At 36.6% G+C, this 26,402-nt stretch carries 23 protein-coding genes; all 23 read left to right on the top strand.

Annotation, left to right across the window (positions count from 1 at the left end; all coding sequences use genetic code 11):
- Nucleotides 1–24 precede the first annotated feature (24 nt).
- The 23 genes from L2B55_RS03385 to L2B55_RS03495 all read left to right on the top strand — a co-directional run bounded on the left by L2B55_RS03385 (nucleotide 25) and on the right by L2B55_RS03495 (nucleotide 26,397).
- Nucleotides 25–588 (top strand): DUF3109 family protein, encoded by a 564-nt coding sequence (locus tag L2B55_RS03385; protein ID WP_237848886.1) that lies wholly within the window; start codon nucleotides 25–27, stop codon nucleotides 586–588.
- A gap of 99 nt (nucleotides 589–687) precedes the next feature.
- Complete coding sequence (gene rfbA / locus L2B55_RS03390; protein WP_237848887.1) at nucleotides 688–1,566, top strand: glucose-1-phosphate thymidylyltransferase RfbA; 879 nt, start codon at nucleotides 688–690, stop codon at nucleotides 1,564–1,566.
- 73 nt (nucleotides 1,567–1,639) lie between these two features.
- The gene (locus L2B55_RS03395; protein ID WP_237848888.1) at nucleotides 1,640–2,617 is read left to right on the top strand and encodes a bifunctional phosphoglucose/phosphomannose isomerase; all 978 of its coding nucleotides are present in this window, start codon (nucleotides 1,640–1,642) and stop codon (nucleotides 2,615–2,617) included.
- A gap of 63 nt (nucleotides 2,618–2,680) precedes the next feature.
- Nucleotides 2,681–3,817 (top strand): GDP-mannose 4,6-dehydratase, encoded by a 1,137-nt coding sequence (gmd, locus tag L2B55_RS03400; protein WP_237848889.1) that lies wholly within the window; start codon nucleotides 2,681–2,683, stop codon nucleotides 3,815–3,817.
- 19 nt (nucleotides 3,818–3,836) lie between these two features.
- Nucleotides 3,837–6,311, top strand: coding sequence for an SLBB domain-containing protein (locus L2B55_RS03405; protein ID WP_237848890.1), 2,475 nt, complete (start codon nucleotides 3,837–3,839; stop codon nucleotides 6,309–6,311).
- A 467-nt stretch (nucleotides 6,312–6,778) separates the two neighbouring features.
- A complete protein-coding gene (ltrA, locus tag L2B55_RS03410; RefSeq protein ID WP_237848891.1) occupies nucleotides 6,779–8,185 on the top strand; it encodes a group II intron reverse transcriptase/maturase in 1,407 nt (468 codons plus the stop codon).
- Nucleotides 8,186–8,357: 172 nt separating this feature from the next.
- Nucleotides 8,358–8,993: an acetyltransferase gene (locus tag L2B55_RS03415; RefSeq protein ID WP_237848892.1), complete on the top strand. Its 636-nt coding sequence runs from the start codon at nucleotides 8,358–8,360 to the stop codon at nucleotides 8,991–8,993.
- A gap of 140 nt (nucleotides 8,994–9,133) precedes the next feature.
- A complete protein-coding gene (locus L2B55_RS03420) occupies nucleotides 9,134–10,132 on the top strand; it encodes an NAD-dependent 4,6-dehydratase LegB (RefSeq protein ID WP_237848893.1) in 999 nt (332 codons plus the stop codon).
- The gene (locus L2B55_RS03425; RefSeq protein ID WP_237848894.1) at nucleotides 10,125–11,264 is read left to right on the top strand and encodes a LegC family aminotransferase; all 1,140 of its coding nucleotides are present in this window, start codon (nucleotides 10,125–10,127) and stop codon (nucleotides 11,262–11,264) included. The genes L2B55_RS03420 and L2B55_RS03425 overlap by 8 nt, the downstream gene beginning before the upstream one ends.
- A gap of 13 nt (nucleotides 11,265–11,277) precedes the next feature.
- Nucleotides 11,278–12,333 (top strand): N-acetylneuraminate synthase, encoded by a 1,056-nt coding sequence (neuB, locus tag L2B55_RS03430; RefSeq protein WP_237848895.1) that lies wholly within the window; start codon nucleotides 11,278–11,280, stop codon nucleotides 12,331–12,333.
- 10 nt (nucleotides 12,334–12,343) lie between these two features.
- The gene (gene neuC / locus L2B55_RS03435) at nucleotides 12,344–13,516 is read left to right on the top strand and encodes a UDP-N-acetylglucosamine 2-epimerase (RefSeq protein WP_237848896.1); all 1,173 of its coding nucleotides are present in this window, start codon (nucleotides 12,344–12,346) and stop codon (nucleotides 13,514–13,516) included.
- Nucleotides 13,513–14,565, top strand: a complete 1,053-nt coding sequence (locus L2B55_RS03440; RefSeq protein WP_237848897.1) for a nucleotidyltransferase family protein — start codon at nucleotides 13,513–13,515, stop codon at nucleotides 14,563–14,565. Before neuC ends, L2B55_RS03440 begins: the two co-directional genes overlap by 4 nt.
- Nucleotides 14,566–14,567: 2 nt before the next feature.
- Nucleotides 14,568–15,263, top strand: a complete 696-nt coding sequence (locus L2B55_RS03445; RefSeq protein WP_237848898.1) for an acylneuraminate cytidylyltransferase family protein — start codon at nucleotides 14,568–14,570, stop codon at nucleotides 15,261–15,263.
- 175 nt (nucleotides 15,264–15,438) lie between these two features.
- Nucleotides 15,439–16,518 carry a GumC domain-containing protein gene (locus L2B55_RS03450; protein WP_237848899.1) on the top strand — a complete coding sequence of 360 codons (1,080 nt, stop codon included), beginning with the start codon at nucleotides 15,439–15,441 and terminating at the stop codon, nucleotides 16,516–16,518.
- A gap of 100 nt (nucleotides 16,519–16,618) precedes the next feature.
- The gene (locus tag L2B55_RS03455; RefSeq protein ID WP_237848900.1) at nucleotides 16,619–16,792 is read left to right on the top strand and encodes a sugar nucleotide-binding protein; all 174 of its coding nucleotides are present in this window, start codon (nucleotides 16,619–16,621) and stop codon (nucleotides 16,790–16,792) included.
- A 10-nt stretch (nucleotides 16,793–16,802) separates the two neighbouring features.
- Nucleotides 16,803–17,834 carry a ferredoxin--NADP reductase gene (locus L2B55_RS03460; protein ID WP_237848901.1) on the top strand — a complete coding sequence of 344 codons (1,032 nt, stop codon included), beginning with the start codon at nucleotides 16,803–16,805 and terminating at the stop codon, nucleotides 17,832–17,834.
- Between the two features lie 20 nt (nucleotides 17,835–17,854).
- Nucleotides 17,855–18,625, top strand: a complete 771-nt coding sequence (gene rfbF / locus L2B55_RS03465; RefSeq protein ID WP_237848902.1) for a glucose-1-phosphate cytidylyltransferase — start codon at nucleotides 17,855–17,857, stop codon at nucleotides 18,623–18,625.
- A 5-nt stretch (nucleotides 18,626–18,630) separates the two neighbouring features.
- Nucleotides 18,631–19,725 carry a CDP-glucose 4,6-dehydratase gene (gene rfbG / locus L2B55_RS03470; RefSeq protein ID WP_237848903.1) on the top strand — a complete coding sequence of 365 codons (1,095 nt, stop codon included), beginning with the start codon at nucleotides 18,631–18,633 and terminating at the stop codon, nucleotides 19,723–19,725.
- The gene (locus L2B55_RS03475; protein WP_237848904.1) at nucleotides 19,722–20,783 is read left to right on the top strand and encodes an NAD-dependent epimerase/dehydratase family protein; all 1,062 of its coding nucleotides are present in this window, start codon (nucleotides 19,722–19,724) and stop codon (nucleotides 20,781–20,783) included. Before rfbG ends, L2B55_RS03475 begins: the two co-directional genes overlap by 4 nt.
- A gap of 11 nt (nucleotides 20,784–20,794) precedes the next feature.
- A complete protein-coding gene (locus L2B55_RS03480) occupies nucleotides 20,795–22,516 on the top strand; it encodes a thiamine pyrophosphate-binding protein (protein ID WP_237848905.1) in 1,722 nt (573 codons plus the stop codon).
- A 217-nt stretch (nucleotides 22,517–22,733) separates the two neighbouring features.
- Complete coding sequence (locus tag L2B55_RS03485; protein ID WP_237848906.1) at nucleotides 22,734–24,653, top strand: hypothetical protein; 1,920 nt, start codon at nucleotides 22,734–22,736, stop codon at nucleotides 24,651–24,653.
- Nucleotides 24,650–25,330 carry an HAD family hydrolase gene (locus L2B55_RS03490; RefSeq protein ID WP_237848907.1) on the top strand — a complete coding sequence of 227 codons (681 nt, stop codon included), beginning with the start codon at nucleotides 24,650–24,652 and terminating at the stop codon, nucleotides 25,328–25,330. Before L2B55_RS03485 ends, L2B55_RS03490 begins: the two co-directional genes overlap by 4 nt.
- Nucleotides 25,327–26,397 carry a class II aldolase/adducin family protein gene (locus tag L2B55_RS03495; RefSeq protein WP_237848908.1) on the top strand — a complete coding sequence of 357 codons (1,071 nt, stop codon included), beginning with the start codon at nucleotides 25,327–25,329 and terminating at the stop codon, nucleotides 26,395–26,397. The genes L2B55_RS03490 and L2B55_RS03495 overlap by 4 nt, the downstream gene beginning before the upstream one ends.
- The last annotated feature ends 5 nt before the right edge of the window (nucleotides 26,398–26,402 follow it).

Raw genomic sequence — 26,402 nt, forward strand, 5'->3', positions numbered from 1 at the left:
TTATTATAATTAGATATTCAGACGATGATTTTGGTAGAGAACTCCCTGGTGCATGAAGATTTAATAAAGGAAGAATTTGTTTGTAATCTTAACCGCTGTAAAGGAGCATGTTGTGTGATGGGGAATTCGGGTGCCCCTTTAGAAGAGGAGGAGTTGAAGATTTTGGAAGAAATCTACCCAAAGGTAAAGCCTTATCTGACGGAAAAGGGAATTGCCGCCATTGAAAAGGATGGTGTTTATGTAAAAGACTTTGAGGATGATTATACAACAACCTGTGTTGATGGAGACAAAGAATGTGCTTATACCATTTTTGAAAATGGCATAGCCTTTTGCGGAATTGAGAAGGCTCATCGTGAAGGTATAATCGAATTTAAAAAGCCTATTTCTTGCCATTTATACCCTATTAGGATTACTAAGTATCCAGAGTTTGAGGTTTTGAATTACGACCGGTGGCATATTTGTGCTGCAGCATGCGAACACGGCAAGGCTCTCAAGGTCCCTGTTTATCAATTTCTAAAAGATCCCCTGATTCGCAAGTATGGCCAGCAGTGGTTTAAAGAATTGGAAGAGCAGGTTGCTGCTATGTAGCACATTCTTAATAAATTTTCATAAATTCGCCGCGAAAATTGCCTGTCCTTAACTGAAATAGAACAAGTAATTATTTAACATCAAGTAAACTTACAGTACGTGAAAGGAATTATTCTCGCAGGCGGTTCAGGAACTCGATTGCACCCGCTTACTTTGGCTATGAGCAAGCAGTTAATGCCTGTTTATGACAAACCTATGATTTATTATCCGCTTTCAACTTTAATGTTGGCAGGTATAAAGGAAATCTTAATTATCTCTACTCCACATGATTTACCTCATTTTGAAAGATTACTTGGAAACGGAGAATCATTAGGCTGTAAGTTCACATATAAGGTACAGGAGCAGCCAAATGGCCTGGCACAAGCTTTTGTTATTGGGGAAGAGTTTATTGGAGATGATGACGTGGCTCTAATCCTAGGAGATAATATCTTTTTTGCAGATGGATTAGCGGAGCTGCTCCAGACTTGTAATAAACCGGATGGCGGAATTGTATTTGCCTATCATGTTTCTGATCCTGAGCGTTACGGAGTGGTTGAATTTGATGCTGATCATAACGTTATATCGATCGAGGAAAAGCCTAAACACCCTAAATCGAATTTTGCAGTGCCTGGATTGTATTTCTACAATAACGAAGTTGTAAAGATTGCAAATGAAATTAAACCGTCGGCGCGTGGAGAGTACGAAATTACAGATGTAAATAATGTATATCTGCAAAAGGGTAAGCTTAAGGTAAGAACCCTCCATAGAGGAACAGCTTGGCTTGATACAGGTACTTTTGCCTCATTGATGCAAGCAGGTCAATTTGTACAGGTTATTGAAGAGCGTCAGGGCTTAAAAATCGGTTGCATTGAAGAGGTGGCATACCGAATGGGCTTTATCAATGCTGAGCAGCTAAATAAAATTGCTGAACCATTAAAGAAAAGTGGTTATGGTACTTATTTGCATAATTTGTTAAATCAACAAGAAGTTTACTTATAGTCAAGTAATAGATACAGGAAGGGGAACAAAACGATTGTATCCGCATAAGAACCTTTAAAAGTCAATTATACACATGAAACATATTAGCCAGGAATTAAAGCAGTTTTCGAAGCAAATTAAATTCGCACTTGATAATTACAAACCACATGGTATCGATAAAAGCAAATTATCTAACATAATAATCTGCGGTATGGGTGGTTCTGGAATTGCAGGTCGTATCGTTAAAGGGTATTTCAATGATAAAATTGACCTGCCTGTTGAAGTGGTTAATGATTATAACTTACCTCGTTATGTAGGTTCGAAAACACTGGCAATTTTCTGTTCATATTCTGGTAATACCGAAGAAACTATTGCTGCATATAAAGTTGCACAAGAAAAAGGTTGTCAGATAATTGTCATTACCTGTGGGGGTGAATTGCAAAAAATGGCTGAACATTATGGTCATTTAGTGTATAATGTAGAAGGAGGACTTCAGCCTCGTATGGCTTTGGGTAGCCCTTTGACTTATTTGTTCTTAGTGTTTTTTGATTTATTAGGTCAATATAAGAATGCCGATATTCAAAAAATTGCTGAGTTTGTAGTAAATAGCGATGATTACATTGTGCAAACTTCAGAAATTGTAGCTCGTTTTGAGCCTTCAATCAGAAGCAAGTTTGTAATCATTACCGATACATTCTTTGAAGGGGTTGCAACACGTTTTGCTCAGCAAATTCAAGAAAATGCTAAGTTGGAAGCCTTTGTTCATGTTTTACCGGAGGCTAATCATAATGTGATTGAAAGTTATTACAACAAGCCGGAAACCAACTTTATTTTCTTAAACAGCCGCAATAATCACCGTACTAACTTGCGTTTTGCTTTCGTTAAAGAATTGTTGAATAAGTTTGATGCTTCAATGATGGAATTATTAGTAAAAGATAATTCACTAAACACCTTATTCCACATTATTTATCAATTGGATTGGTTATCACTGCAAGTTGCAGATAAAACTGCTGCAGTTTCTAACCAAATAGCAAACATCAACGCGCTTAAAGATTTTTTAAGTAAACAATAATCTATTGCGAGGAGTAAAGAGTAAAAATTTACGCCTCGTATTTCATTTATAATTTTTTTCATATTGAAAACAGCCTTAATTACCGGGGTAACCGGACAGGATGGAGCTTACTTAGCGGAATTTTTGCTAAAAAAGGGCTACTTCGTTCATGGTCTTAAGAGGCGAAGCTCGCTATTCAATACAGATCGTATTGATCACTTGTACCAAGATCCGCATGAAGAGAACTTGCATTTCAAACTGCATTATAGCGACCTGACTGACTCCACCAACCTTATTCGTATAATTCAGGAAACTCAACCTGACGAAATTTACAATCTGGCAGCAATGAGCCACGTAAAGGTAAGTTTTGATACCCCTGAGTATACTGCTAATGCGGATGGATTGGGTACATTAAGGATTTTGGAAGCTGTTCGCTTGCTTGGATTAACTGAAAAAACAAGAGTTTACCAGGCTTCAACTTCAGAACTGTATGGCTTGGTACAGGCTGTTCCACAAAGTGAAACTACCCCGTTTTATCCACGTTCACCATATGCCGTAGCCAAACTTTATGGCTATTGGATTACGGTGAATTATCGTGAAGCCTATAAGATGTTCGCATGTAATGGCATTTTGTTTAATCACGAAAGCCCGATTAGAGGGGAAACTTTTGTTACTCGTAAAATTACCCGGGCAGCTGCCAAGATTGCCTTGGGATTGCAGGATAAGCTATACTTAGGGAACTTAGATGCACAACGTGATTGGGGACATGCTAAAGATTATGTTGAGGCAATGTGGTTGATTTTACAACAAGAACAACCGGAAGATTATGTAATTGCAACCGGTGTAACCACTCGCGTTCGTGACTTTGTTAAACTGGCATTTGCAGAGCTGGGAATTGAGTTGGAATTCAGCGGTAAAAATGAAAATGAGAAGGGAGTAATTATCGATGTAAATCAAGATCGCTTGAAAGAGCTTGGGATTGATAATTCAAACTTGCACTTAGGTACTACTGTAGTAAAAGTTGATCCTAAATATTACCGCCCAACGGAGGTTGATTTGTTATTAGGCGATCCAACTAAAGCCAACGAAAAATTAGGATGGAAGCCTAAATACGATCTTCAGGGATTAGTAACTGATATGGTACTGTCTGATCTTCATTTAATGAAGAAAGATAAGTATCTGGCTGATGGAGGATTTAAAACCCTGAATTATTTTGAATAGACAATTTTACCGAACCTGTATGACCTTTTTTAGATTCTTAAAAGTAGTTTCCTTTCTTTTAGTCTTAACCCTGTTTTTTTCTTCAAATGTTTTAGCCCAAGATGCCGGGCTAACAATGCAAAATTTGTCAACGGTAAAAGTTGATAATCTTACGGACGACCAAATTCGTCAGTTTATGGCTCAGGCTCAAAAAAGTGGGTTTACAGAAACCCAGTTAGAGCAACTTGCCATGCAAAAAGGTATGCCAGCAACAGAACTTGCCAAATTGCGGGAGCGTATTACTCGTTTAGGAGGCTATACAGGATTGCAAAAAACGTCTGACGCTAAAACTAAAGGTAACGACAAAGATAAATTAAGGGGTTTTGATGAAAAGGAGTTAGATGAGAATCCATCGCAGGACTCAACTTTAAAAAAGAGTAAAATTTTTGGAGCAGAGCTTTTCAATAATAAAAAATTGAGTTTTGAGCCAAATCTGAAAATGGCAACCCCTCAGGGATATCAATTAGGCCCTGGTGATGAATTGTTGCTGGATATTTATGGTTATTCTGAAGCTAATTACCAATTAACGGTTAGCCCTGAAGGATCCATTAGAATTCCTTACGTTGGTCCGGTTTCAGTGAGCGGCTTAACTATTGAACAAGCCAAGAAAAGGATTACAAGCCAACTGGCAACCGTTTATCAGGGTATTAAATCAGGACAAACTGCTGTTAATATTACATTGGGAAATATTCGCACCATTAAAGTGGTGATTTTGGGTGAAGTTAAATTACCTGGAACATTTACTCTACCATCGTTGGCAACAGCCTTTAATGCATTATATGCTTCTGGAGGTCCTAATGAGAATGGTTCTTTCCGTAATATCAAAATTATAAGAAACAATCGAGTTATTTCCGTAATTGATGTTTATGATTTTCTTGTTAAAGGTGATCAGAGCAAAAACATTCGTTTACAAGACCAGGATGTAATTAAGGTTGGAGCTTATGAAACCCGAGTTGAGTTTGAAGGAGAGGTAAAACGTCCTGGAATTTATGAGGTGACTAAGGATGAATCATTTGCGGATGTGTTGAAGTTTACAGGTGGTTTCACGAATGATGCCTACCGTCAAATGGTAAAAGTGGTACGCAACACAGCCAAAGAAAGGAGTGTTGCCGATGTATCTTCAGAATTGTATTCCTTATTTACACCGCAAACTGGTGATGTATATACTGTAGAAAAAGTACTTAATCGGTTTGCAAACCGTGTGCAAGTTAATGGTGCCGTATTCCGACCAGGCGTTTATGCCTTGGAAGAAGGTATTACCCTGAGCCAGTTGTTAATTAAGGCAGAAGGTGTTCGTGAAGATGCCTTTATGAGTCGTGGTGTGATTAACCGCCTTAAGTCAGATAATACTCCTGAGGTTTTATCCTTTAATGTAGGTGATATTATTAACGGAAAGACTAGCGACATCGCCTTAAAACGTGAAGATGTGGTGACTATCTCATCAAAATTTGATTTAAAAGAAAATTATACATATTCGATTCAAGGGGAAGTTCAAAATCCTGGTATTTATCCATACTCTGAAAATGCAAAAATTGCTGATCTGATTATTCTGGCAGGTGGATTGAGAGATAGGGCTTCGTTGAGTAGAATTGAAGTTGCTCGTAGATTAAAATCGGCTGATTCATTGTCGAAAACAGCTCAAACTGCACAAATTTTCCAGTTTGCTCTGGACAAAGATTTAAAAGATGATGGAGCTGCGGCATCCTTTGTGTTAGAGCCCTTTGATGAAGTGAGCATTCGTCCTGCTCCGGGTTACCAAACACAAAAAAATGTGAAACTCGAAGGAGAGGTATTGTATCCAGGGCTTTATACCATTGTTAAAAAGAATGACCGAATTTCAGATGTTATTCAGCGCGCAGGAGGCTTATCTCCATTAGCCTATGCTAATGGAGCAGTTTTAATTCGCAAGAAATTGTTAACCGAAACCGACAAGTTGCTTCAGCAAAAGCGATTAGAGGCTTTGGAAAAACAAAGTACAGATACTACTGCAAGCCAAAAAACAGTTGATGAGGAATTAGAAGATCAAACGAATTTATTGGGAATCAATCTTTCAAAGATTTTGGAGAAACCAGGTTCTAAATACGATCTAGTTTTAGAAGACGGCGATGTGCTTAAGGTGCCAACTCAATTGCAAACAGTTGAAGTCAAGGGAGAGGTTTTATATCCTATATTAATTAGGTATGATAAGAGCAAAGGATTCAAGGATTATGTGAATGGTGCCGGAGGTTTTTCAACAAAGGCATTAAAAGGGAAATCGTATGTAGTTTATGCCAATGGGGCCGTTGCAAGCACACGTAACTTTTTATTCTTTAGAAGCTTTCCTTCAATTAAACCAGGAGCAGAAATTTATGTTCCGGTCCGGGAACAGCGTGAGAAATTAAGCCCGGCCGCAGCCGTTGGTATATCAACAAGTGTGGTGTCAATGTTAGCATTGGTGATTTCACTCTTTAAATAAGAAGTTCTTTACGCTATTAAAACAGGCAAAGCAAGAAGCATTGCCTGTTTTTGTTGTGTGCCGTGCATATCTATAAACTAGGAGGTGCAAGTCCTCTATGGGGGTCGGTAGTTACCAACCATTAGCCAAGAGCAAGGGTGTCCGTTGCGAAGCGGAATCTGAAGGAAGCTTGAGGCAAATCCCTGAACCGAGGCACACGAACCCTATCAGGCATATCCAGCAGGATGAGATTGCAACACAAATCGAAGTCCAATAACTACCCGGATACTGGAGTGTAAATAAGGCGGTTACATGGGGAGAAAGTGTATAGGTTTACCACGGGAGGTCTGACAGACGTGCGGAAACAAGCAGTATGAAACACGGCTAACAATTGCTGTCAGAAGTCAGCAGAGACCAAAGTACGCTGCTACGAGCTAGCAGGGGAAGGGTCGAATCTTAAGAGGTGAGCATCAACTGAAAGTTACTGTATGAATGGTAGAAAGCAGAAAACGGAGCAAGACACCTGGCAGAGCGGAACTAGGTCGGCAACCGAATCAAGCTCTGGAGGGCAGACATATCTATGGATGACTGAAAAAGGAAACACCAACACAACGCAAGGGCAACAAGCCCAACTTCTGGAGTACATACTCTCGCCGTCGAACCTTAATGCGGCCTACAAACAAGTTAAGCGTAATGATGGAACAGGTGGGGTTGACGGGATGAGCGTAGAATTGCTTTTACCCTACTTACACTCCCACCGAGAAGTATTGCTTCATTCACTACAAAATGGGAGGTACAAGCCTCAAGCTGTTCGCCGGGTTGAAATACCCAAAGAGAACGGCAAAAAGCGAGCCTTAGGCATCCCCACGGTAGTGGATAGGGTCATTCAGCAGGCAATCACCCAACAATTAACACCTATTTACGAACGACAGTTCTCGTCCAACAGTTACGGTTTTCGTCCAAAACGCAGTGCTCATCAGGCAATAAAACAATGCCAGGTCAACGCAAATGAGGGTTATCGTTACGTTGTGGATATGGATTTGGAAAAATTCTTCGATACTGTTAACCAAAGCAAGCTGATAGAGATTTTATCCCGAACCATCCCTGATGGCAGGGTGGTGTCATTGATACATAAATACCTAAAGGCAGGGGTAATGACGCATGGAGTTTTTCAAGCGACATCGATGGGGGTTCCGCAGGGAGGGAATTTAAGTCCATTATTGAGTAATGTAATGCTTAACGAATTGGACAAGGAGCTAACGGAAAGAGGACATCGTTTTGTCAGATACGCTGATGATTGTATGGTATTCTGTAAAAGCCGCCGAGCCGCCCAGAGGGTGCTTGTCGGCATTACAACCTACATTGAACAAAAGCTTTATCTGAAAGTCAATAGGGAGAAAACCAAGGTTGCACACATCAAGGACGTTAAGTTCTTGGGGTATGGATTTTACTTCAACAAAAATGGTTGCAAAATGCGCGCCCATAAGAAAAGTGTTGAAAAGATGAAAGAGAAAATCCGAGAACTGACCTCACGGAGCAACGGATGGGGCAATGAACGCCGAAAGGAAGCAATAAGACAGTACATCACAGGCTGGCTTAACTATTTTCAGCTGGCAGACATGAAAGGATTGTTGGAACGCATAGATGAATGGTATCGAAGAAGAATCAGGTCATTGATATGGAAACAATGGAAAAGTATCAAAACCCGAATTAGGAATCTGATAAAACTGGATATCCCGAAAAACAAGGCAAAGGAATACGGCAACACAAGGAAAAGCTACTGGCATACAGCTAATAGTCCAATCCTTAGCAGAAGTATCACCAATGAACGCCTTAAGCAGTCGGGTTACCTGTTCTTTACTGACTACTATCAAAAATTGCGTTGTGTAAATTAAGAAACCGCCGTATACCGAACGGTACGTACGGTGGTGTGAGAGGTCGGAAAATGAAATAGGAGGAAAACCTATTTTATTTTTCCTCCTACTCGATTTTATTGAGGTTAATTTCATATAAAGTGCCAATAAATTATCTGTTTCAGTTTCACTTTTGAATAGTAACTTAGGCAATATGAATAATTCATTGTCACCTGTTGTACTTGTCGGATACTCTGGGCATGCTTTTGTTGTTGCAGATGCCTTATTATCTTCAAAATTTAAAATAGCAGGGTATTTAGAAAAGGAAGAGAAGGCTAACAATCCATATGGACTTTCTTATTTAGGGAATGATGGGGATAAAGACTGCTTAAACGGGCTTAAAGAGTATGCTTTTATAGTTGCGATTGGGGATAATCTTATTAGAAAAAAAGTTCAGAGGGCATTAGAGGCGGAGTTATTACAAATTACTAATGTTAATCATCCATCAGCAATAATCTCTCCTTTGATCACAGCTGGTAAAGGGGTCATGATATTTGCAGGAGCTGTGGTGAATGCACTTGCGGAAATTGGAAATGGTGTAATTCTTAATACAAATTGCACTGTAGAGCACGAATGTCGATTAGGTGATTTTGTCCATATTGCTCCTGGAGCAGTTTTAGCAGGTAACGTTACTGTTGGAGATAATTCATTTATTGGAGCAAATTCGGTGGTGAAGCAAGGTGTAAGCATCGGTAAAAATGTAATTGTTGGAGCAGGTTGTGTGGTATTGAATGATGTTCCGGATAATGTGACCATTGTAGGTAATCCAGGCAGAATCGTCGCCGTCTAGTTGAAGAATAATTATTCCCTTTTTTAAGTTTAAAGAGTTGATAAATCTTACGAATTTAGCAACCGCTAAAATGAGCAGCTTAAATTCCGAATATTGCATTTACGTAAGTCGGATTTAGCCAGCTGACTATTCAAATTAAAATGATTTTAAAAGATAAAAAGGTTTTAATAACCGGAGCAGACGGTTTCATTGGAAGCCATTTAGTAGAGCATTTACTTAACGAAGGAGCCAAGGTAAAAGCATTTACTTATTATAACTCATTCAATAGCTGGGGCTGGTTGGATACCTTTCCTAAAGAAGTACTTTCTGAAGTTGAAATTTTTTCGGGCGATATTCGTGATCCTTATGGCGTTCGTACGGCAGTGAAAGGATGCGATGTAATATTACACCTGGCAGCATTAATTGCTATTCCATATAGCTACCATTCCCCGGATAGTTATGTTGATACTAATATTAAAGGAACTTTAAATATATTAAATGCTGCACGAGATTTTGGAATAGAAAAAACATTGGTAACCTCTACTTCAGAAGTGTATGGCACAGCTTTACGTGTTCCTATCGATGAGGAACACCCGAAACAGGGTCAGTCGCCTTATTCTGCCACCAAAATTGGAGCAGATCATATGGCCGAATCATATTATCGGAGTTTCAATTCACCGGTAACCATTGTTCGTCCGTTTAATACTTTCGGACCGCGTCAGTCAGCCAGGGCAGTAATCCCAACTATTATTACCCAGCTATTATCAGGTAAAGAAGAAATCAAACTAGGGTCATTGCATCCTACACGCGATTTGTTATTTGTAAAAGATACTGTTGCCGGCTTTGCGGAAATTGCCAAGAGTGATTCATTACAAGGTCACGAAGTAAACATTGCTACGAATTCTGAAATTTCAGTGGGGGATTTGGCGCAAAAACTAATCGATTTGATTAATCCTAATGCAAAAATAGTAACGGACGATCAGCGTCTGCGTCCTGAAAAAAGTGAAGTAGAACGCTTATTTGGCTCAAATGAAAAAATTAAGAAGCTCACCAACTGGTCGCAAAAGTTTTCTCTGGAAGAAGGCTTGAAACAAACCATTGAGTGGTTTCGCGATCCTAAGAACTTAGCTCAATATAAAACCGATATTTACAATGTATAAGCCCGTTGTTGATTTCATTCGGAGTCATTACCAGACCGATAATTTCATTGCTTTGCATGAGCCTGTTTTTATCGGTAACGAACGAGCGTATGTGCTCGAAACTATTGATTCAACTTTTGTTTCATCAGTAGGTAAATTCGTTGATCGTTTTGAAGAAATGATTCGCGAGTATACAGGAGCCAAGTATGCCGTAGCAACAGTTAATGGTACAGCCGCGTTACATATGGCTATGTTGGTTGCTGGTGTTAATTCCAACGATTTGGTTATTACCCAATCTTTGAGCTTCATTGCAACCTGCAATGCAATAAGTTATTTAAATGCTGAACCTGTTTTTGTAGATGTTGATCTGAAAACCTTGTCACTTTCTCCGGAGAAACTGGAAGTTTTTTTGAATGAAAATGCCGAAGTAATCAATAACGAGTGCTTTCATATTGAAACCGGGAGAAGAATTTCTGCATGTGTTCCTATGCATACTTTTGGACATCCGGCAGAAATTGATCGTATAAAAGAAATCTGTGATCGTTTTCATATTTGTTTAATTGAAGATGCTGCTGAATCTATCGGTTCAACTTATAAAAATCAACAAACCGGAACATTTGGATTGTTGGGGATATTTAGTTTCAACGGCAATAAAACCATTACCTGTGGAGGTGGTGGAGTGATTGTTACCAATGATGAACATTTGGGTAAAATGGCAAAACATTTAACTACTCAGGCCAAGGTTCCGCATCGGTGGGATTTTGTACATGATCATATAGGATATAATTACCGTTTACCTAATCTTAACGCTGCAATGGCCTGCGCACAACTCGAGCAGTTGGATAAGTTTATCGAGCTAAAGCGTAATTGGGCAAACCAATATGAACAGTTTTTTGAGTCAACAGCAATAACATTCTGCAAAGAGCCTGAGAATTCAAAATCGAATTATTGGCTAAATGCTATACTCTTAAAGGACAGAACTGAAAGGGATGAGTTTTTAACTTATACCAATGATAATGGCATAATGACGCGGCCTTGCTGGACATTGATGCATAAACTGGTAATGTTTAAGAATGCGATTAAGGGCGACCTTTCAACTTCTGAATGGATTGAAGATCGACTTGTGAATTTACCTAGCACTGTAAAGATTTAGTAATAGCTTGAAGATGTTGGAACAAATGGGTGATACAAAACAAACAAGTTCTAAGCATGTGTTAATCATTGCCGAGGCAGGAGTTAATCATAACGGAAGTATTGAGCTTGCTAAAAAATTGGTGGATGTAGCTGTTGAAGCCGGAGTGGATTACGTAAAGTTTCAGACTTTTAAAGCCGAAAAATTGGTCAGTAAGCAAGCTAAGAAAGCCGATTATCAAGTGGAAAATACCGGTAATGGTAAGGAGTCTCAGCTAGAGATGCTTAAGAAACTGGAATTAAGTGAGGATGATCATCAGGAGTTGATTCAGTATTGTCAGCAAAAAGGAATTAAGTTCCTTTCAACAGCATTTGATCTTGAAAGTATTGATCTGCTAAGTTCCTTGAATATTGATTTGTTTAAGATTCCTTCAGGAGAGATCACAAATTATCCTTACTTAAAAAAGATTGGAGGAATGGGAAAGCCGGTGATTGTTTCAACAGGAATGGCTGATATGAAAGAAATCAGTGATGCTTTAGCCGTTTTGCAGCAGGCCGGAACGAAACAGGATGATATTACCGTTTTACATTGTAATACTGAATACCCCACACCAATGCATGATGTGAATTTATTGGCAATGAATCATATTGCTAGTGAGTTTGGCGTGAAAGTGGGGTATTCCGATCATACGTTAGGTATTGAAGTTCCTGTTGCGGCTGTTGCCTTAGGAGCAGTTTGTATAGAAAAGCATTTTACACTTGATAATACCATGGACGGCCCGGATCATAAGGCATCTTTGGAACCTAATGAGCTAAAGTCAATGGTTGCTGCTATTCGAAATATTGAAGTAGCATTAGGATCGGGTATAAAGGCTCCTTCTGCGTCTGAACTTAAGAATAAGCCAATTGCCAGAAAGAGTATTCATGTTGTTGCAAGCCTTCAGGCTGGTCATCTTATAACCGAACAAGATTTGGAAATGAAACGACCAGGAACAGGCATTAGTCCTATGGAATTGCCTAATGTGGTTGGCAGAAAACTAAAGAATAACTTACCCGCTGAGTCAATACTAAATTGGAGCGATTTGATATAAGTTAAATTAGATGGCGAATTCGTTGGAGGCTAAAGTAAAATCGATAACTGTGGAAAAATCAAAGCTTAGAGTTGGCCTGTTAACAAGCTCGAGGGCTGATTACGGCATTTATCAACCTTTGTTACGCAAATTAAATGCAGATCCCCTTTTTGATCTGCGGTTAATTGTTTTTGGTACGCATCTTAGTTATCAACATGGTTATACGATATCTGAAATAGAAAAAGATGGGTTTGCCATCGATCATCGTATTGAAACGGTTGTAGAGGGTGATACTGAAAAGGATATTGCTGAGTCAATGGCTATCACCATGCAAAAGTTTTCAACTGTATGGGAGCAAGAAAAGGAAAATTATGATTTAGTCTTTTGTTTGGGCGACCGCTATGAGATGTTTGCCGCTGTAGCTGCCTCGGTTCCTTTTAATATAAGAATGGCACATTTGCATGGAGGAGAAACAACGCTCGGGGCCATTGATAATAAATTCAGGCATTGCTTAAGCCTTTTTTCTGTAATTCACTTTACAGCTACAGCTGATTATGCTCAGCGAGTTAAGGAGATAATTGGTAATGATGAAAACGTTTTCAATGTAGGCGCATTGAGTTTAGACAATCTGAAAGATGTAGAATTGTATTCTAAAGAAGGATTTAATCAAGCTTTTGGAATAGACATTTTAAAGCCAACCGTTTTGGTTACTTTTCACCCTGAAACGGTTTCTGTAGAGAAGAATATTGATTATGTGAAGGAGCTGATTGCTGCTTTGGATGAGCTAGAGGAGCAGATTGTGATCACCATGCCAAATGCTGACACAATGGGAAATGCCATGCGCAAGGAGTATCAGCAATTTATTGATGGAAAAGAGAATGTAATTGGCATTGAACATTTTGGGATTAAAGGCTATTTTTCATGTATGAAATATGCAGCCTATTTGTTGGGTAATACATCCAGTGGAATTATTGAAGCTGCTTCGTTGAATAAGTACGTTATCAATGTTGGCGATAGACAAAAAGGACGTGCTGTTTCAGAAAACATTATTCAGGTGGCTCCAACAAAGCATGAAATACTGGTAGCTTGCAAAAAAGCAAAGCAACTAGGTGAATATATAGGACGCAATAGCTATTATCAGGGTAATGTTGCTGATAATATAATAGCAGTACTTAAAAAAGTTATAGTTAAAGCAACGAATTGAAAGATTTTAGTAAACATATCATTTTAAATACGGCTTCTGCCCGTGATGCATTACGTAAGTTGGATAACCTCCCTTCATTGGAAGATCGTACGCTTTTTGTAATTGATGATACCAATAAATTATTAGGATCGATAACTGATGGTGATATACGACGAGGATTGTTGAATGATAAAGAGATTTCCGACAACTGTACGGTATTCATGAACCCTGGGTTTAAACGCTTGAGTGAATCAAACATCAGTTTAGAGCAGATCAACGAATTCCGGGGAAAAGATATTTACCTGGTGCCAGTTTTAAACGGTTCAGGTGAAATTGTTCAACTACTTGATCTGAAGAAACAACGATCAATGATTCCTGCTTCTGCCTTAATTATGGCGGGAGGCAAAGGTGAACGATTGAAACCTCTAACAGATTCGGTGCCAAAGCCCATGCTCAAAGTGGGGAACAAACCAATCATTGAATATAACATTGATCGTTTGGCTAGTTTCGGTATAACACAGCAATACATCAGTATTAAGTATTTGGGAAGTCAAATTGAAGATTATTTTGGAGATGGCCAGGCGAAGGAGATTTCGATAAAATATATTCAGGAAGATCAACCTTTGGGAACCTTGGGAGCACTTGCTTTGGTAAAAGAGATTAAGCATGAGCATCTTTTGGTTATGAATTCCGACATATTAACTAATATTGATTACGAGGATTTCTTTAAGTTCTATATTGAATCGGGGGCTGATTTATGCGTGGCCAGTATTCCGTATAAAGTGAAGATTCCTTATGCTGTGTTGGAAACAAACGAGAATAGCATACTTTCATTTAAAGAAAAGCCCACTTATACCTACTATTCAAACGGCGGTATTTATTTCATGCGATCGGCTTTAAAGGAAATGATTCCATCGAATTCATTTTACAATGCCACCGATTTGATGGAAGAATTAATTAAAGAAGGAAGGAAAGTTGCTCACTATCCCTTGTTAAGTTATTGGTTAGATATTGGTCGCCATGAAGATTTCGCTAAAGCCCAGGAAGAAGTGAAGCATGTTAAATGGTAAAAATGATAACTGATACTTTATTCATTATTCCTGCACGAGGAGGCTCCAAAGGTATTCCCGATAAGAATATCAAGCCTTTAGGAGGAAAGCCCTTAATTCATTGGTCGATAGCTATTGCCAGAGCATTAACCGAAGATGAAAATATTTGTGTAAGTACCGATAGCGAGAAAATAAAAGAAGTTGCAGAGCAAACTGGTCTTAAAGTTCCATTTTTAAGACCTCAAGAATTAGCTACAGATAATGCAGGTACCTATGAAGTACTATTACATGCTTTACAATTTTATAAAGAGAAAGGGAAAGAATATAAAAATGTGGTGTTATTACAACCCACTTCTCCATTTAGATCCATCAAGCAAGTAAAAGAAGCAATTGAATTGTATAATGAGAAATTGGATATGATTGTTTCGGTAAGGGAATCGTCAGACTCTCCTTATTATACCTTGTTTGAGGAAAACGCGGCAGGTTACCTAAAGAAATCAAAGGAAAGTAACTTTGTAAGAAGGCAAGATTGTCCAAAGGTTTACGCCTACAATGGAGCAATTTATGTAATTAATGTTGAATCATTATTAAAACAGCCAGTCCATCAGTTTTCCAAAATAAAAAAATACGTGATGGACGAGATCTCATCAATTGATTTGGATACTCCTTTAGATTGGGCCTGGGCTGAATTTGTTTTAGAAAAAGGAATGGTGAAGTAGTGGTACTGCATCAATCGAGTATAAGTATTTATACCCAAAATATTTTCTCAAAAACCTACATACACCTAACAATCACTCGTTTTTAATATTAAGTTAATATTAATTAATGAATTGAGTTTGAAGAGTTAATAAATCTTCCGAATTTAGCGGCCTTAAAATAATTTTGAACACCTGCATGACCAACCAACAAACCAATACGGCAGTAAATGACGACGAAATTTCCTTAAAAGAGATTATACTGAAACTGAAAGAATGGGGGCAATACTTGTTGTCCAAATGGGTAATTATTATTGCTGCTGGAATTTTCGGTGGAACCATTGGTTTTACTTACGCCTTATCTCAGAGGCCTCAATATACAGCAAGACTAACTTTTGCCCTGGAAGAGGATAAGGGAGGAGGTATAGGCGCATATGCCGGTTTAGCTTCGCAGTTCGGTATTGATTTAGGCGGTGCAGGTGGTGGTGTGTTTTCAGGCGATAACCTTTTGGAGCTAATGAAGTCCCGTTCAATGATAGAACGAACTTTATTGAGCGAAGTTGAAATAAACGGTAAAAAACAAAGCTTGGCCGATTATTACATTTCAATTAATAAGCTAAGGGAAATGTGGGCTAAGAAACCAGAGCTTTTAAATATTAACTTCACGTTTAACACTAACCGTTCCAAATTTACTCGGGTGCAGGATAGCGTGTTAAATACTATAACAGAAAATCTTAAGAAAAGCAGTATTTCAGTAGATAAAACTGATAAAAAGTTAAGCATCATTGCCATAACTTGTAAATCTCAAGACGAACTGTTTTCAAAATACTTTACTGAAAATCTGGTGCAAACGGTGACTGATTTTTATGTAAAAACCAAAACAGGCCGTTCTGCTAAAAGTGTGGCTATTCTTCAAAATAAAGCCGATTCCTTACGTAATGAAATGAATCGTGCCATGTACGGTAGAGCAGCTGCTGTTGATCAAACACTTAATTTAAATCCAGCCCGTCAAACAGCAACTGTCCCATCGCAACGTAAGACAGTTGATATACAAGTATTAAGTGCTGCTTATGGTGAGGTGGTTAAAAATCTGGAAATATCCAAAATGGCTTTGATGCGGGAAACACCTTTTATTCAGGTAATTGATGAACCTATTTTGCCGCTGAGTAAGGAAAAATATGGGAAGATGAAGGGATTGATGATGGGAGGAATACTCGCTGGATTTTTGACAGTGGTGGGATTGTTGGGAAGAAAGGTGTTTTCGGGAATCATGGAATAGGAAGTGTATTTCACCGATTTTGAAGGTGGGATTATACCGATTTGGGTGGTTAAACAATAAAACAATTTAACAAAACAAAAAACTAACCTTTTTGAGGCACATGAATATAATAGTAACGGGTGCAAATGGTCAGTTAGGAAATGAATTGAGATTATTGACTCATATCCGTCCTCACTTTAGTGTGATGGATAAGCAAAAGGTGAAAGCTGAATTTGGTTTGCAAATTCCATACTGGAGGGAAAGTTTGAAAGATTGTTTAGAACTGATTAAATAAACAGGTGGTTATGCAAAAGTATACCTTAAAAGTTCAGGAAGTTGTAATTGAAACGAATGATACTGTCACTATTCGTTTCAAGCAACCTGCCTTGAAAAAAGTTAAGTATAAACCTGGCCAATATCTTACCATTTGTGTAAACGTTAATGGACGTAAATATAGACGTCCATATTCTATTTCATCTGCACCAGGTATTGATTCGACTGTTGATGTTACTGTAAAACGTGTTGAAGGAGGAGTGGTATCTAATTTCTTAAATGATTCCGTTGTTGAAGGACAGATGATGGAAGTTTTAGAACCTACTGGGGATTTTATCATAGATGAGAATCGGAATTCAGCAAACCTATTATTATGGGGTGCAGGAAGTGGTATAACACCTCTATTATCAATTCTGAAAACTTCTCTAATCAATTCAACTGGTCACATAAGTCTGGTTTATTGTAATCGGGATCATGATTCGGTAACCTTTAAGGAAATTCTTGATGAGATGGTTGAGCAAAATGCTGACCGACTAAAAGTATATTATATCTATTCTAAACCTAAAAGGGAGGATCATAATATCTTTCAGACGGGAAGACTTAATAAGCAGATGGTTCATAAGATAATAGAAGGAATTATTGATCCTATAAATACACTTCATTATATCTGTGGCCCAAAAGGAATAAAGGATACAGTTGTTAATGAACTTACCTCTTTAGGTCTTCCGGAAAATCAAATTTATTTTGAAAACTTTGAGAAAACGATTGGTCCAAAAGAATTCGAAGGGGTAGAGGATCGAGAAATTTCGATCTGCTTTAATGGAACGAATTCAATTATAATAGTGGAGAAAGGAAAATCCTTTTTAGATGCCGCTTTAGACTCTGGGTTTGATTTACCGTATAGTTGTCAAATTGGAACTTGCTTAGAATGTAAAGGGAAAATTTTAAAAGGTGATGTTAGAATGATAGGCATGGAAAAGGTTCCAAACGAATTAATGGCTGATGAATGCCTTCTTTGTTGCTCACATCCATTAACCGATAATGTTCAGATCCAAATAAATTAGAAATATATACAACACTAAATATGAAAGTAGTTTTACTGGCAGGGGGCTTAGGTACCCGTTTATCAGAAGAAACAGTACTAAAACCAAAACCCATGGTTGAAATTGGTGGCATGCCCATTCTTTGGCACATCATGAAGATCTATTCCGCTCATGGATTCAATGACTTTGTGATCTGTCTTGGTTACAAAGGTTATGTGATCAAAGAGTATTTTGCAAACTACTTTTTACATAAATCGGATGTTACCATTGATCTCAAAAGTAATGCAGTAAAAGTGCATGACTCACAGGCAGAGCCTTGGAATATCACTTTAGTTGACACCGGTAATGAATCAATGACCGGAGGACGCGTAAAGCGTATTCAGCATCATATTGGCAATGAGCCTTTCATGCTAACCTATGGTGATGGTTTAGCTAACGTAGATATTAAAGCCTTGGTTGATTTCCATAAGAAAAGTGGTAAGCATTGTACTGTTACTTCGGTGCAGCCAACTGGAAGATTTGGCTCTTTGAATATTAATGGAGATAGCTCAGTTCACTCTTTCCTCGAGAAACCCAAAGGGGACGGTTCCTGGATCAATGGCGGCTTCTTTGTTTGTCAACCGGAGGTGTTTGATTATATCGAAAATGATTCAACCATTTTTGAGCGTGCCCCTATGGAAAAATTAGCTTCTGATGGGCAGATGGTTGCTTATCAGCATGAAGGCTTTTGGAAACCTATGGATACATTGCGCGATAAAATAGAATTAGAAGAAAACTGGACTGCTAATAAAGCCCCCTGGAAAATTTGGTAAGCATCATGTTTAAGTCATTAGAGGAAACATATAAAGGCAAAAAAGTTTTTTTAACAGGGCATACAGGCTTCAAAGGAGCGTGGATGTTGAAAATCTTATCAATGTTAGGTGCTAAAGTTCAAGGCTATGCATTGGCACCTGAAAATGAGTTTGATCTCTATCATCTTATTGATGGAGACAAGCTATGTACTTCAACCATTGGCGATTTGAGGGATAAAGAACTTTTAAAGAATACAATTCTTAGTTTTCAACCCGATTTTATTTTTCATTTGGCAGCGCAGCCTCTTGTTCGATTGTCTTATGAAATTCCTTCTGAAACATTTGAGGTAAACGCTATTGGCACCGCCAACTTATTGGATGGTGTACGTTTATTGAATAAACCCTGTAATGTTGTTTTAATCACTACTGACAAGGTATATCACAATAACGAATGGGAATATCCTTATCGTGAAACTGACCGTTTAGGTGGTTATGATCCTTACAGTGCCAGTAAAGCTTGCGCGGAATTAGTGATTGATTCTTATCGTAATTCTTTTTTCAACCTTAAGAAATACGATGAACATCAAAAAGCTATTGCGGTAACTCGAGCCGGGAATGTGATAGGGGGAGGCGATTGGGCAAAAGATCGATTGATGCCTGATATTGCACGCGCATTGGTTAAGAACGAAACTATTGAAATTCGCAATCCTAATTCCGTTAGGCCTTGGCAACATGTATTGGAACCGGTTATGGGTTACCTTTTATTAGGATTAAAATTGAAAGAAGACCCGATTCGATTCGCACAAGCCTACAATTTCGGCCCTTATGCTACTGATGCCTTGCCGGTAGTTGATATGGTTGAATTGGCCATTAAGGCTTGGGGATGCGGAAATTACAAAATAAAGAATGCTGCTGATCAACCACATGAAGCAGCTTTGCTAAAGCTTGATATAAGTAAAGCTGGAGTGGATTTAGTTTGGCGGCCTAAAATGAATGCTAGTCAAGCAATTCAGTTTACCATTGATTGGTATAAACAATTTGATATCAATAGAGATGATATAGATGGGTTTACGAATAGCCAAATAAACAATTTTGAGATACTAAATACTGAAATTCAGTGAATGAAATCATTAGACAAGACCTGGAATATATAAGTAACTCAGGTATTGAATGGGGTAGATTTAAGGATAAAACAGTTCTTATTTCGGGAGCAAATGGATTCATTCCATCTTATCTGGTTGAATCATTGTTGTTTGTAAATAATTTGCTGAATCAGAATACAAGAGTAATCGCATTAGTCAGAAACAAAGAAAAGGCGGAAAAAAGATTTAGAAATTATTTAAATAATCACTTATTAGAAATCTTGGTTCAAGACGTTTGTCAACCAATTGATCTTAATATTAAAGTAGATTATATTATTCATGCAGCAAGTCAAGCTAGTCCAAAGTATTATTCAATCGATCCTGTCGGAACTCTGAATGCAAATATTTTTGGAACAATAAATCTATTATCATTAGCTGTTAAATCTTCTGCTCAAAGTTGTCTGTTTTTTAGTTCCAGTGAAGTTTACGGTGAAGTTGAAGAGGATTTTATTCCTATTAAAGAGGATGGTTATGGTTATTTAAATCCAACTTCTGTTAGGTCTTGTTATGCGGAAAGTAAAAGAATGGGAGAAACAATTTGTGTAAGCTGGGCACATCAGTATGGGGTTGATGTGAAAATTGTAAGACCATTTCATACTTACGGACCTATGATGGATTTAACCGATGGGAGAGTATTTGCAGATTTTGTTGCTGATATAGTTCTCAATCGTGATATAATAATGAAAAGTGATGGGACAGCAGTTAGAGCCTATTGTTATTTATCTGATGCAATCATCGCCTATTTTTTAGTATTGTTAAAAGGGGCTCAAGCTGAAAGTTATAATATAGGGAACCCTCAAGGTGTATGCAGTGTAATTGATTTAGCTAATAAATTAGTTTCATCTTTCCCAGAGAAAAAACTAAAAGTGATAAGAAAGGAAAATATGGATTCAAATTATATTCCTTCTAAAGCAAATAAAGTTATCCCAAATATAGATAAGGTTACTTCTTTAGGATGGAAACCCAAAGTTTCAATTGAAGAAGGATTTACTCGAACAGTAATTAGTTATGAATCTAATTTAGATTTAACTTTTTAATAAATTCAATTATGAAAGCATCAGATTTTATAGCTGATTTCTTGGAAAAAAAAGGCATTAAAAGTGTTTTTGAACTTTCAGGAGGGATGATCACTCACCTTTTAGATTCTATTAGCCTGCGTACAAATATAAATATTGTTACTATGCATCACGAGCAATCTGCTGCATTTGCAGCAGATGCTTATGGTAGAGTTACCGGTTTGCCTGGTATTGCTTTGGCTACAAGTGGGCCTGGAGCTACCAATTTGTTAACCGGTATTGGAAGTTGTTATTTTGATTCTTCTCCTGCAATTTTTATTACTGGTCAGGTTAATCGTCATGAACAAAAAGGGAATAAAGCAATAAGACAATTAGGTTTTCAAGAAACTGATATTGTTGCTATGGCAAAACCTATAACAAAAGCATGTTTTCAAATTCAAAATGCTGAAGCTATTCCCAATGTCTTTGATGAAGCTTTTAAAATAGCATTAGAGGGTAGACCAGGGCCTGTTTTAATTGATATTCCAATGGATGTTCAAAGGGCTCAAATTGAATCGAAACCTTTCATTGACCACCAGGAAAGTTATTCAACTCTCCTTCCCGAGAATGAAATATTGAATTTAATTGCAGAAATACAAAAGGCTAAGAAGCCTTTAATACTAGTAGGTAGAGGGGTTAAGGCTGCTCAGTGTCAATTTGAATTTGATCAATTTGTAGAACAAACACAAGTACCTGTTATGAGCACTTTACTTGCGGTTGATGCCATTGAATATGAACATGAATTGCGGGTTGGTTTTATAGGCAGCTATGGTAACCGATGGGCAAATATAGCTTTCGGCGAATGTGACCTTTTAATTGTTTTGGGAAGTAGATTAGATATTCGTCAAACAGGAGCTGATACCAAATTTATTGAGAATAGGAAAATCTATCATGTAGATTGTGAAGCAGGTGAAATTAATAATAGGGTTAAGGGCTGTGTCCCATTTCTAACAGATTTAAAGATCTTCTTTAAACAATTCGCTGCACTTAGCAGTAAGTTCGAATTTTCTAAGCCGACTGAATGGCTCCAATATATAAACGATTTAAGAACTCAATGGCCTGACACAAAAGAGTTAGATCCTGTAGGTATAAACCCTAATGTATTCATGTGTCAGTTATCTGAAGCAAGTGAAAAGGCTTTTGCATATTTAGCTGACGTAGGTAGCCATCAAATGTGGGCAGCTCAATCTTTAAGGCTAAGGAAGGATCAGTTCTTTATAACTTCAGGTGGAATGGGGGCTATGGGATTTGCATTGCCAGCTGGTATCGGTGCCTGTATCGCCCATGAAAATGCTCCTGTTGTTGTCATAGTAGGGGATGGTTGTATGCAGATTAATATTCAAGAGATGCAAACGATTGTTCGCAATAAGCTACCTGTTAAAATGGTGGTGATGAACAATAGGAGTTTAGGAATGATTAGACAATTTCAGGATAGTTATTTTGACTCCAGATACCAATCTACATACTGGGGCTATGATGCTCCTGATTTTGAAAAAGTTGCAGTGGCTTATGGCATAGAAGCTAAAACAATCACAGCACCGGAAGAAATTGGACAAGCTGTTAAATGGTTATGGGATAATGACAATAGTGATATGCCATTGTTGTTACAGGTTATGATTGATACTCATACTAATACTTATCCTAAAATAGCATTTGGCAAACCATTAACTGAAATGGAGCCATTTGCAAAACCAATTGAAATGGAAGGAACTTAGACATCCGCTAAAAAAATGATGCGATAATTAGATCCAAAAAATAATTTAGTATTAAAAAAAGTTACATACTATCCTCATTTAGAGCTTTCGGAGCACAGATAAATTACATCCTGTCGAAGGATAGATTCTAACATAATATTCAATGAGTTATAAATTTAAAGTTACTCTGTTAATAAAAATAATTATACTATTTGTGTTTTCATCAGAGTATAATAGTATGTTATTTCAACCTTTCGTAAATACTTTTATAAATAATGGTTTAGTAGTAAATCCATGGCAGTTTTATTTTGAGCATAATTTGAATTCGGATTCATTCCCTTATCATTCATTAATGTTGCTGATTTTGAGCCCATTTGCAACATTAAGCTATTTATTACATACTGAAGCTTTCTTTAAGCTTCCATTGTTGCTGGGAGACTTGGGGATTTTATATATACTACTTAAATCTTTTCCAAATAAAGAGAAAAGCGTTTATCTGTATTATTTCTTTAATCCAATTATTATATATGCCATCTACATACATTCTCAACTAGATATAATACCTACTGCAATATTGTTATATGGAATTTATTTACTAATGGTTAATAAGCACAACTATTCTTCTGTAGTGTTTGGATTGGCCCTAGCAACAAAAATTCATGTAATTATAGCATTGCCATTAATATTTTTTTATCTGTATAAAATTGAAAATATTAAAGTTGCAATCAAGTATATAGTGGTTTCTCTAGCCATATTTTTATTATTTGACCTTCCGTTTCTATTTTCGGATGGCTTTGTTCAAATGGTACTTTTAAATCCAAAACAGTCATTGCTGTTCGATTCATTTTACAATATTGGATCAGTCAATATATTGCTTCCAATAGCGGCTATTTTAACGATTTATTATCATTTTTTCAATCAGGATAAAGTAAATAATGATTTGCTTTATTTTTATTTTGGAATTCTATTTTCTGCAATTATCTTTTTTATTTATCCTGCTGCAGCTTGGTATGTCTGGATGGTTCCTTTTGTTTCAATGTACTTTATTCAAAACAACAATAAAAAAAGTAAATTACTTTACATAGGTTTTTCAATTGTTTATCTGATATTTTTTATTTTCTTTCATAAAAGTGAGTACAAAGACATTTTCTTTTTTGGTGATGATATAAATTGGAAAATACACAATGACAGATTTGCAGATATTTCCTTTACTTTATTAGAAGTTACCCTTGTTTCTATAATGTATGCATTTTATAAATACGGAATCAAAAGTAATTCTATGTATAGAAAGCAGTTAAATTTAATAATTGGTATCGGTGGTGATAGTGGAGTAGGAAAAACAACACTTTTGAATAATCTACAAAATTTATTAGGTAATAAACTACTAAAAATCGAAGGAGACGGAGAACATAAATGGGAAAGAGGCGATGACAACTGGAATAAGTTTACACATTTGGATCCTAAAGCAAATCATATACATAGACAATCCGAAGCAATATTTAGTTTAAAACATAATAAAACTATATTTCGGAGTGAGTATCTACATTGTAATGGTAAATTTTCGAAGCCTAAAAAAGTTAAGCCAAAAGAGTTCATAGTTATTGCAGGGTTGCATCCATTTTATTTGCCAAAACTGAGAAAAAATATAGATCTGAAAATTTATATAGATACGGACGATACTTTAAGAAGGCATTGGAAAATCATAAGAGATACTAAGAAAAGAGGTTATAGTACTCAGAAGATACTAGAACAAATTGAGATTAGAATGGAAGATGCAAAAAAATATATCTATCCTCAAAAAGAGTTTGCGGATATGATTATTAAATATTATCCAGTAAATACTTTTGTTCTAGGAAAAGAAAATGAAGCAATAAGTTTAGGTTTGAGAATTACTTTTGATGCTAATATACACATTGAAGGTATTTTGGATAGATTAAATTGTCAATTTACATGGGACTATAATGATGATTTAAAGTCCCAATTTATAGAAGTTGAGAATAGACCTCAGGCAAATTTTGAAAATATAGCATTTGATTCTATTGAAAATATAAGTGAGATTATAGCTTCAGAAATTAAATGGGAAGATGGATATGAAGGTTTAATTCAACTAATATCTTTAAAAATGATCAGTGAAAAATTAAAAGAGAATCATAAATGAGATATAAAGGAATACTACTTGATATAGATAATACACTTTATGACTATAATTTAACTCACTCTTTTGCAAAAAATAAAGTATTCGATTATTGTATTAGAGAATTTCATTTATCAAAAACTGAAATTAGTTTAGCTTATGATAAGGCTAGAAATAATGTTCATGTTGAATTAAGTGAAACAGCTGCTTCGCATAACAGACTATTGTATTTTCAAAAGATGTTAGAAATTCTTAAAATCAATACTCTACAGTATAGTTTTGAGCTATATAATATCTATTGGGATAATTTCTTAGAAGTATTAAAACCATTTGATGGAATATATGATTTGCTTGAGAAGTATGAAAATAAAATTTGTTTAATCACAGACCTTACAGCTCATATACAATACCGTAAAATAAAAAAAATGGGGCTTGAAAAACATTGCTCTATGATTGTTACGAGTGAAGAGGCGGGGAGAGAAAAGCCTCATCCTTATATGTTTATGTTAGCGTTAAATAAATTGAATTTAAGACCTGGTGAAGTGTGCATGATCGGAGATAGCTTTAAAAAAGATATCATTGGTGCAACGGCTTTCGGTATTGAATCTATTTGGTTTAATCATGAGGAGAAAATAGTGTCATGTGATAATATCCTTATAAGAGAGGTACGGAATTTCAAAGATATTCTAGAGTTATTATGAGGGAAGTAAAAGATTTTGTAGAAATATCAAAATATGCTGGAGAACGACTTGATTTAATTCAGTCAGCTGGAGGGAACAGTTCGGTTAAGTTAAGTAATGGTCAGATGCTTATTAAAGCATCCGGATTTTTGCTAAGTGATATTAATGAAGAGGCAGGGTATTCAAGAGTTTTTACTGCACCCGTAGCTGCAATTGTGAAAAATGAAGTCATTATTAACTCCGTTAACAAACGTCAAAGAGAATTGTTAACAGCACAACTTTTAAAAGAGGCAACGATAGATAAACAAAACCGTCCTTCAATTGAAACATTACTTCATTCATTTCTTCTGAAATATACACTTCATACGCATTCAATAGTAGTGAATATGGTAGTTGTACAGAATAACTGGAAAGAGATATTAAATTCTATTTTCAAAGAAGAGGTACTAGCTTACGTTGGATATGAAACGCCGGGAATTGAATTAGCTATTGCTTTAGATAAAGAATTGCAAAGATTTGATAAAATTCCGAATATCATTTTTTTACAAAACCATGGTTTGATTGTTACATCTGATGACAAAGATGAGATTAAAACTCTTACTGAGGATGTTTTAGAAAAGATCGAAAAGTTTATGAATATCGATATGTCAAGATATAAACTCACGAACGATATTAGTAATTTATTTAATAGTATCTCGGACAACCCGAATATTTCCTATCTATGTGAGGATAAGTTTTTAAATGAACAATTACTAAAAAGCGAGAAACTGTTTTTTAATTCTCCTTTTTGCCCTGATACTTTCGTTTATTGCAATGTTAGCCCAGTTAAGCTTGAAAGTTTATCTGATAAAAAAAGCCTAATAGATTATAAGGTGAAGTGTAACGAATTTCCAAAGATAGTAATCTACGATGGTAAGCTTTTTTTTAGGGCTTTGACTATAAAGAAAGCAAAAGAAATAGAAGAAGTTTTTAAATTTCATATTATGGTTTTATCACAAAACGAAAATAAAACTATAAACTTCTTAGAGAAGGAAGAATTGGCTTATCTCGCAAATTGGGAAGCTGAAAAATTTAGACAGGAATTATAAAAAAT

The organism is Solitalea lacus (assembly GCF_022014595.1).
Taxonomy (GTDB): Bacteria; Bacteroidota; Bacteroidia; order Sphingobacteriales; family Sphingobacteriaceae; genus Solitalea; species Solitalea lacus.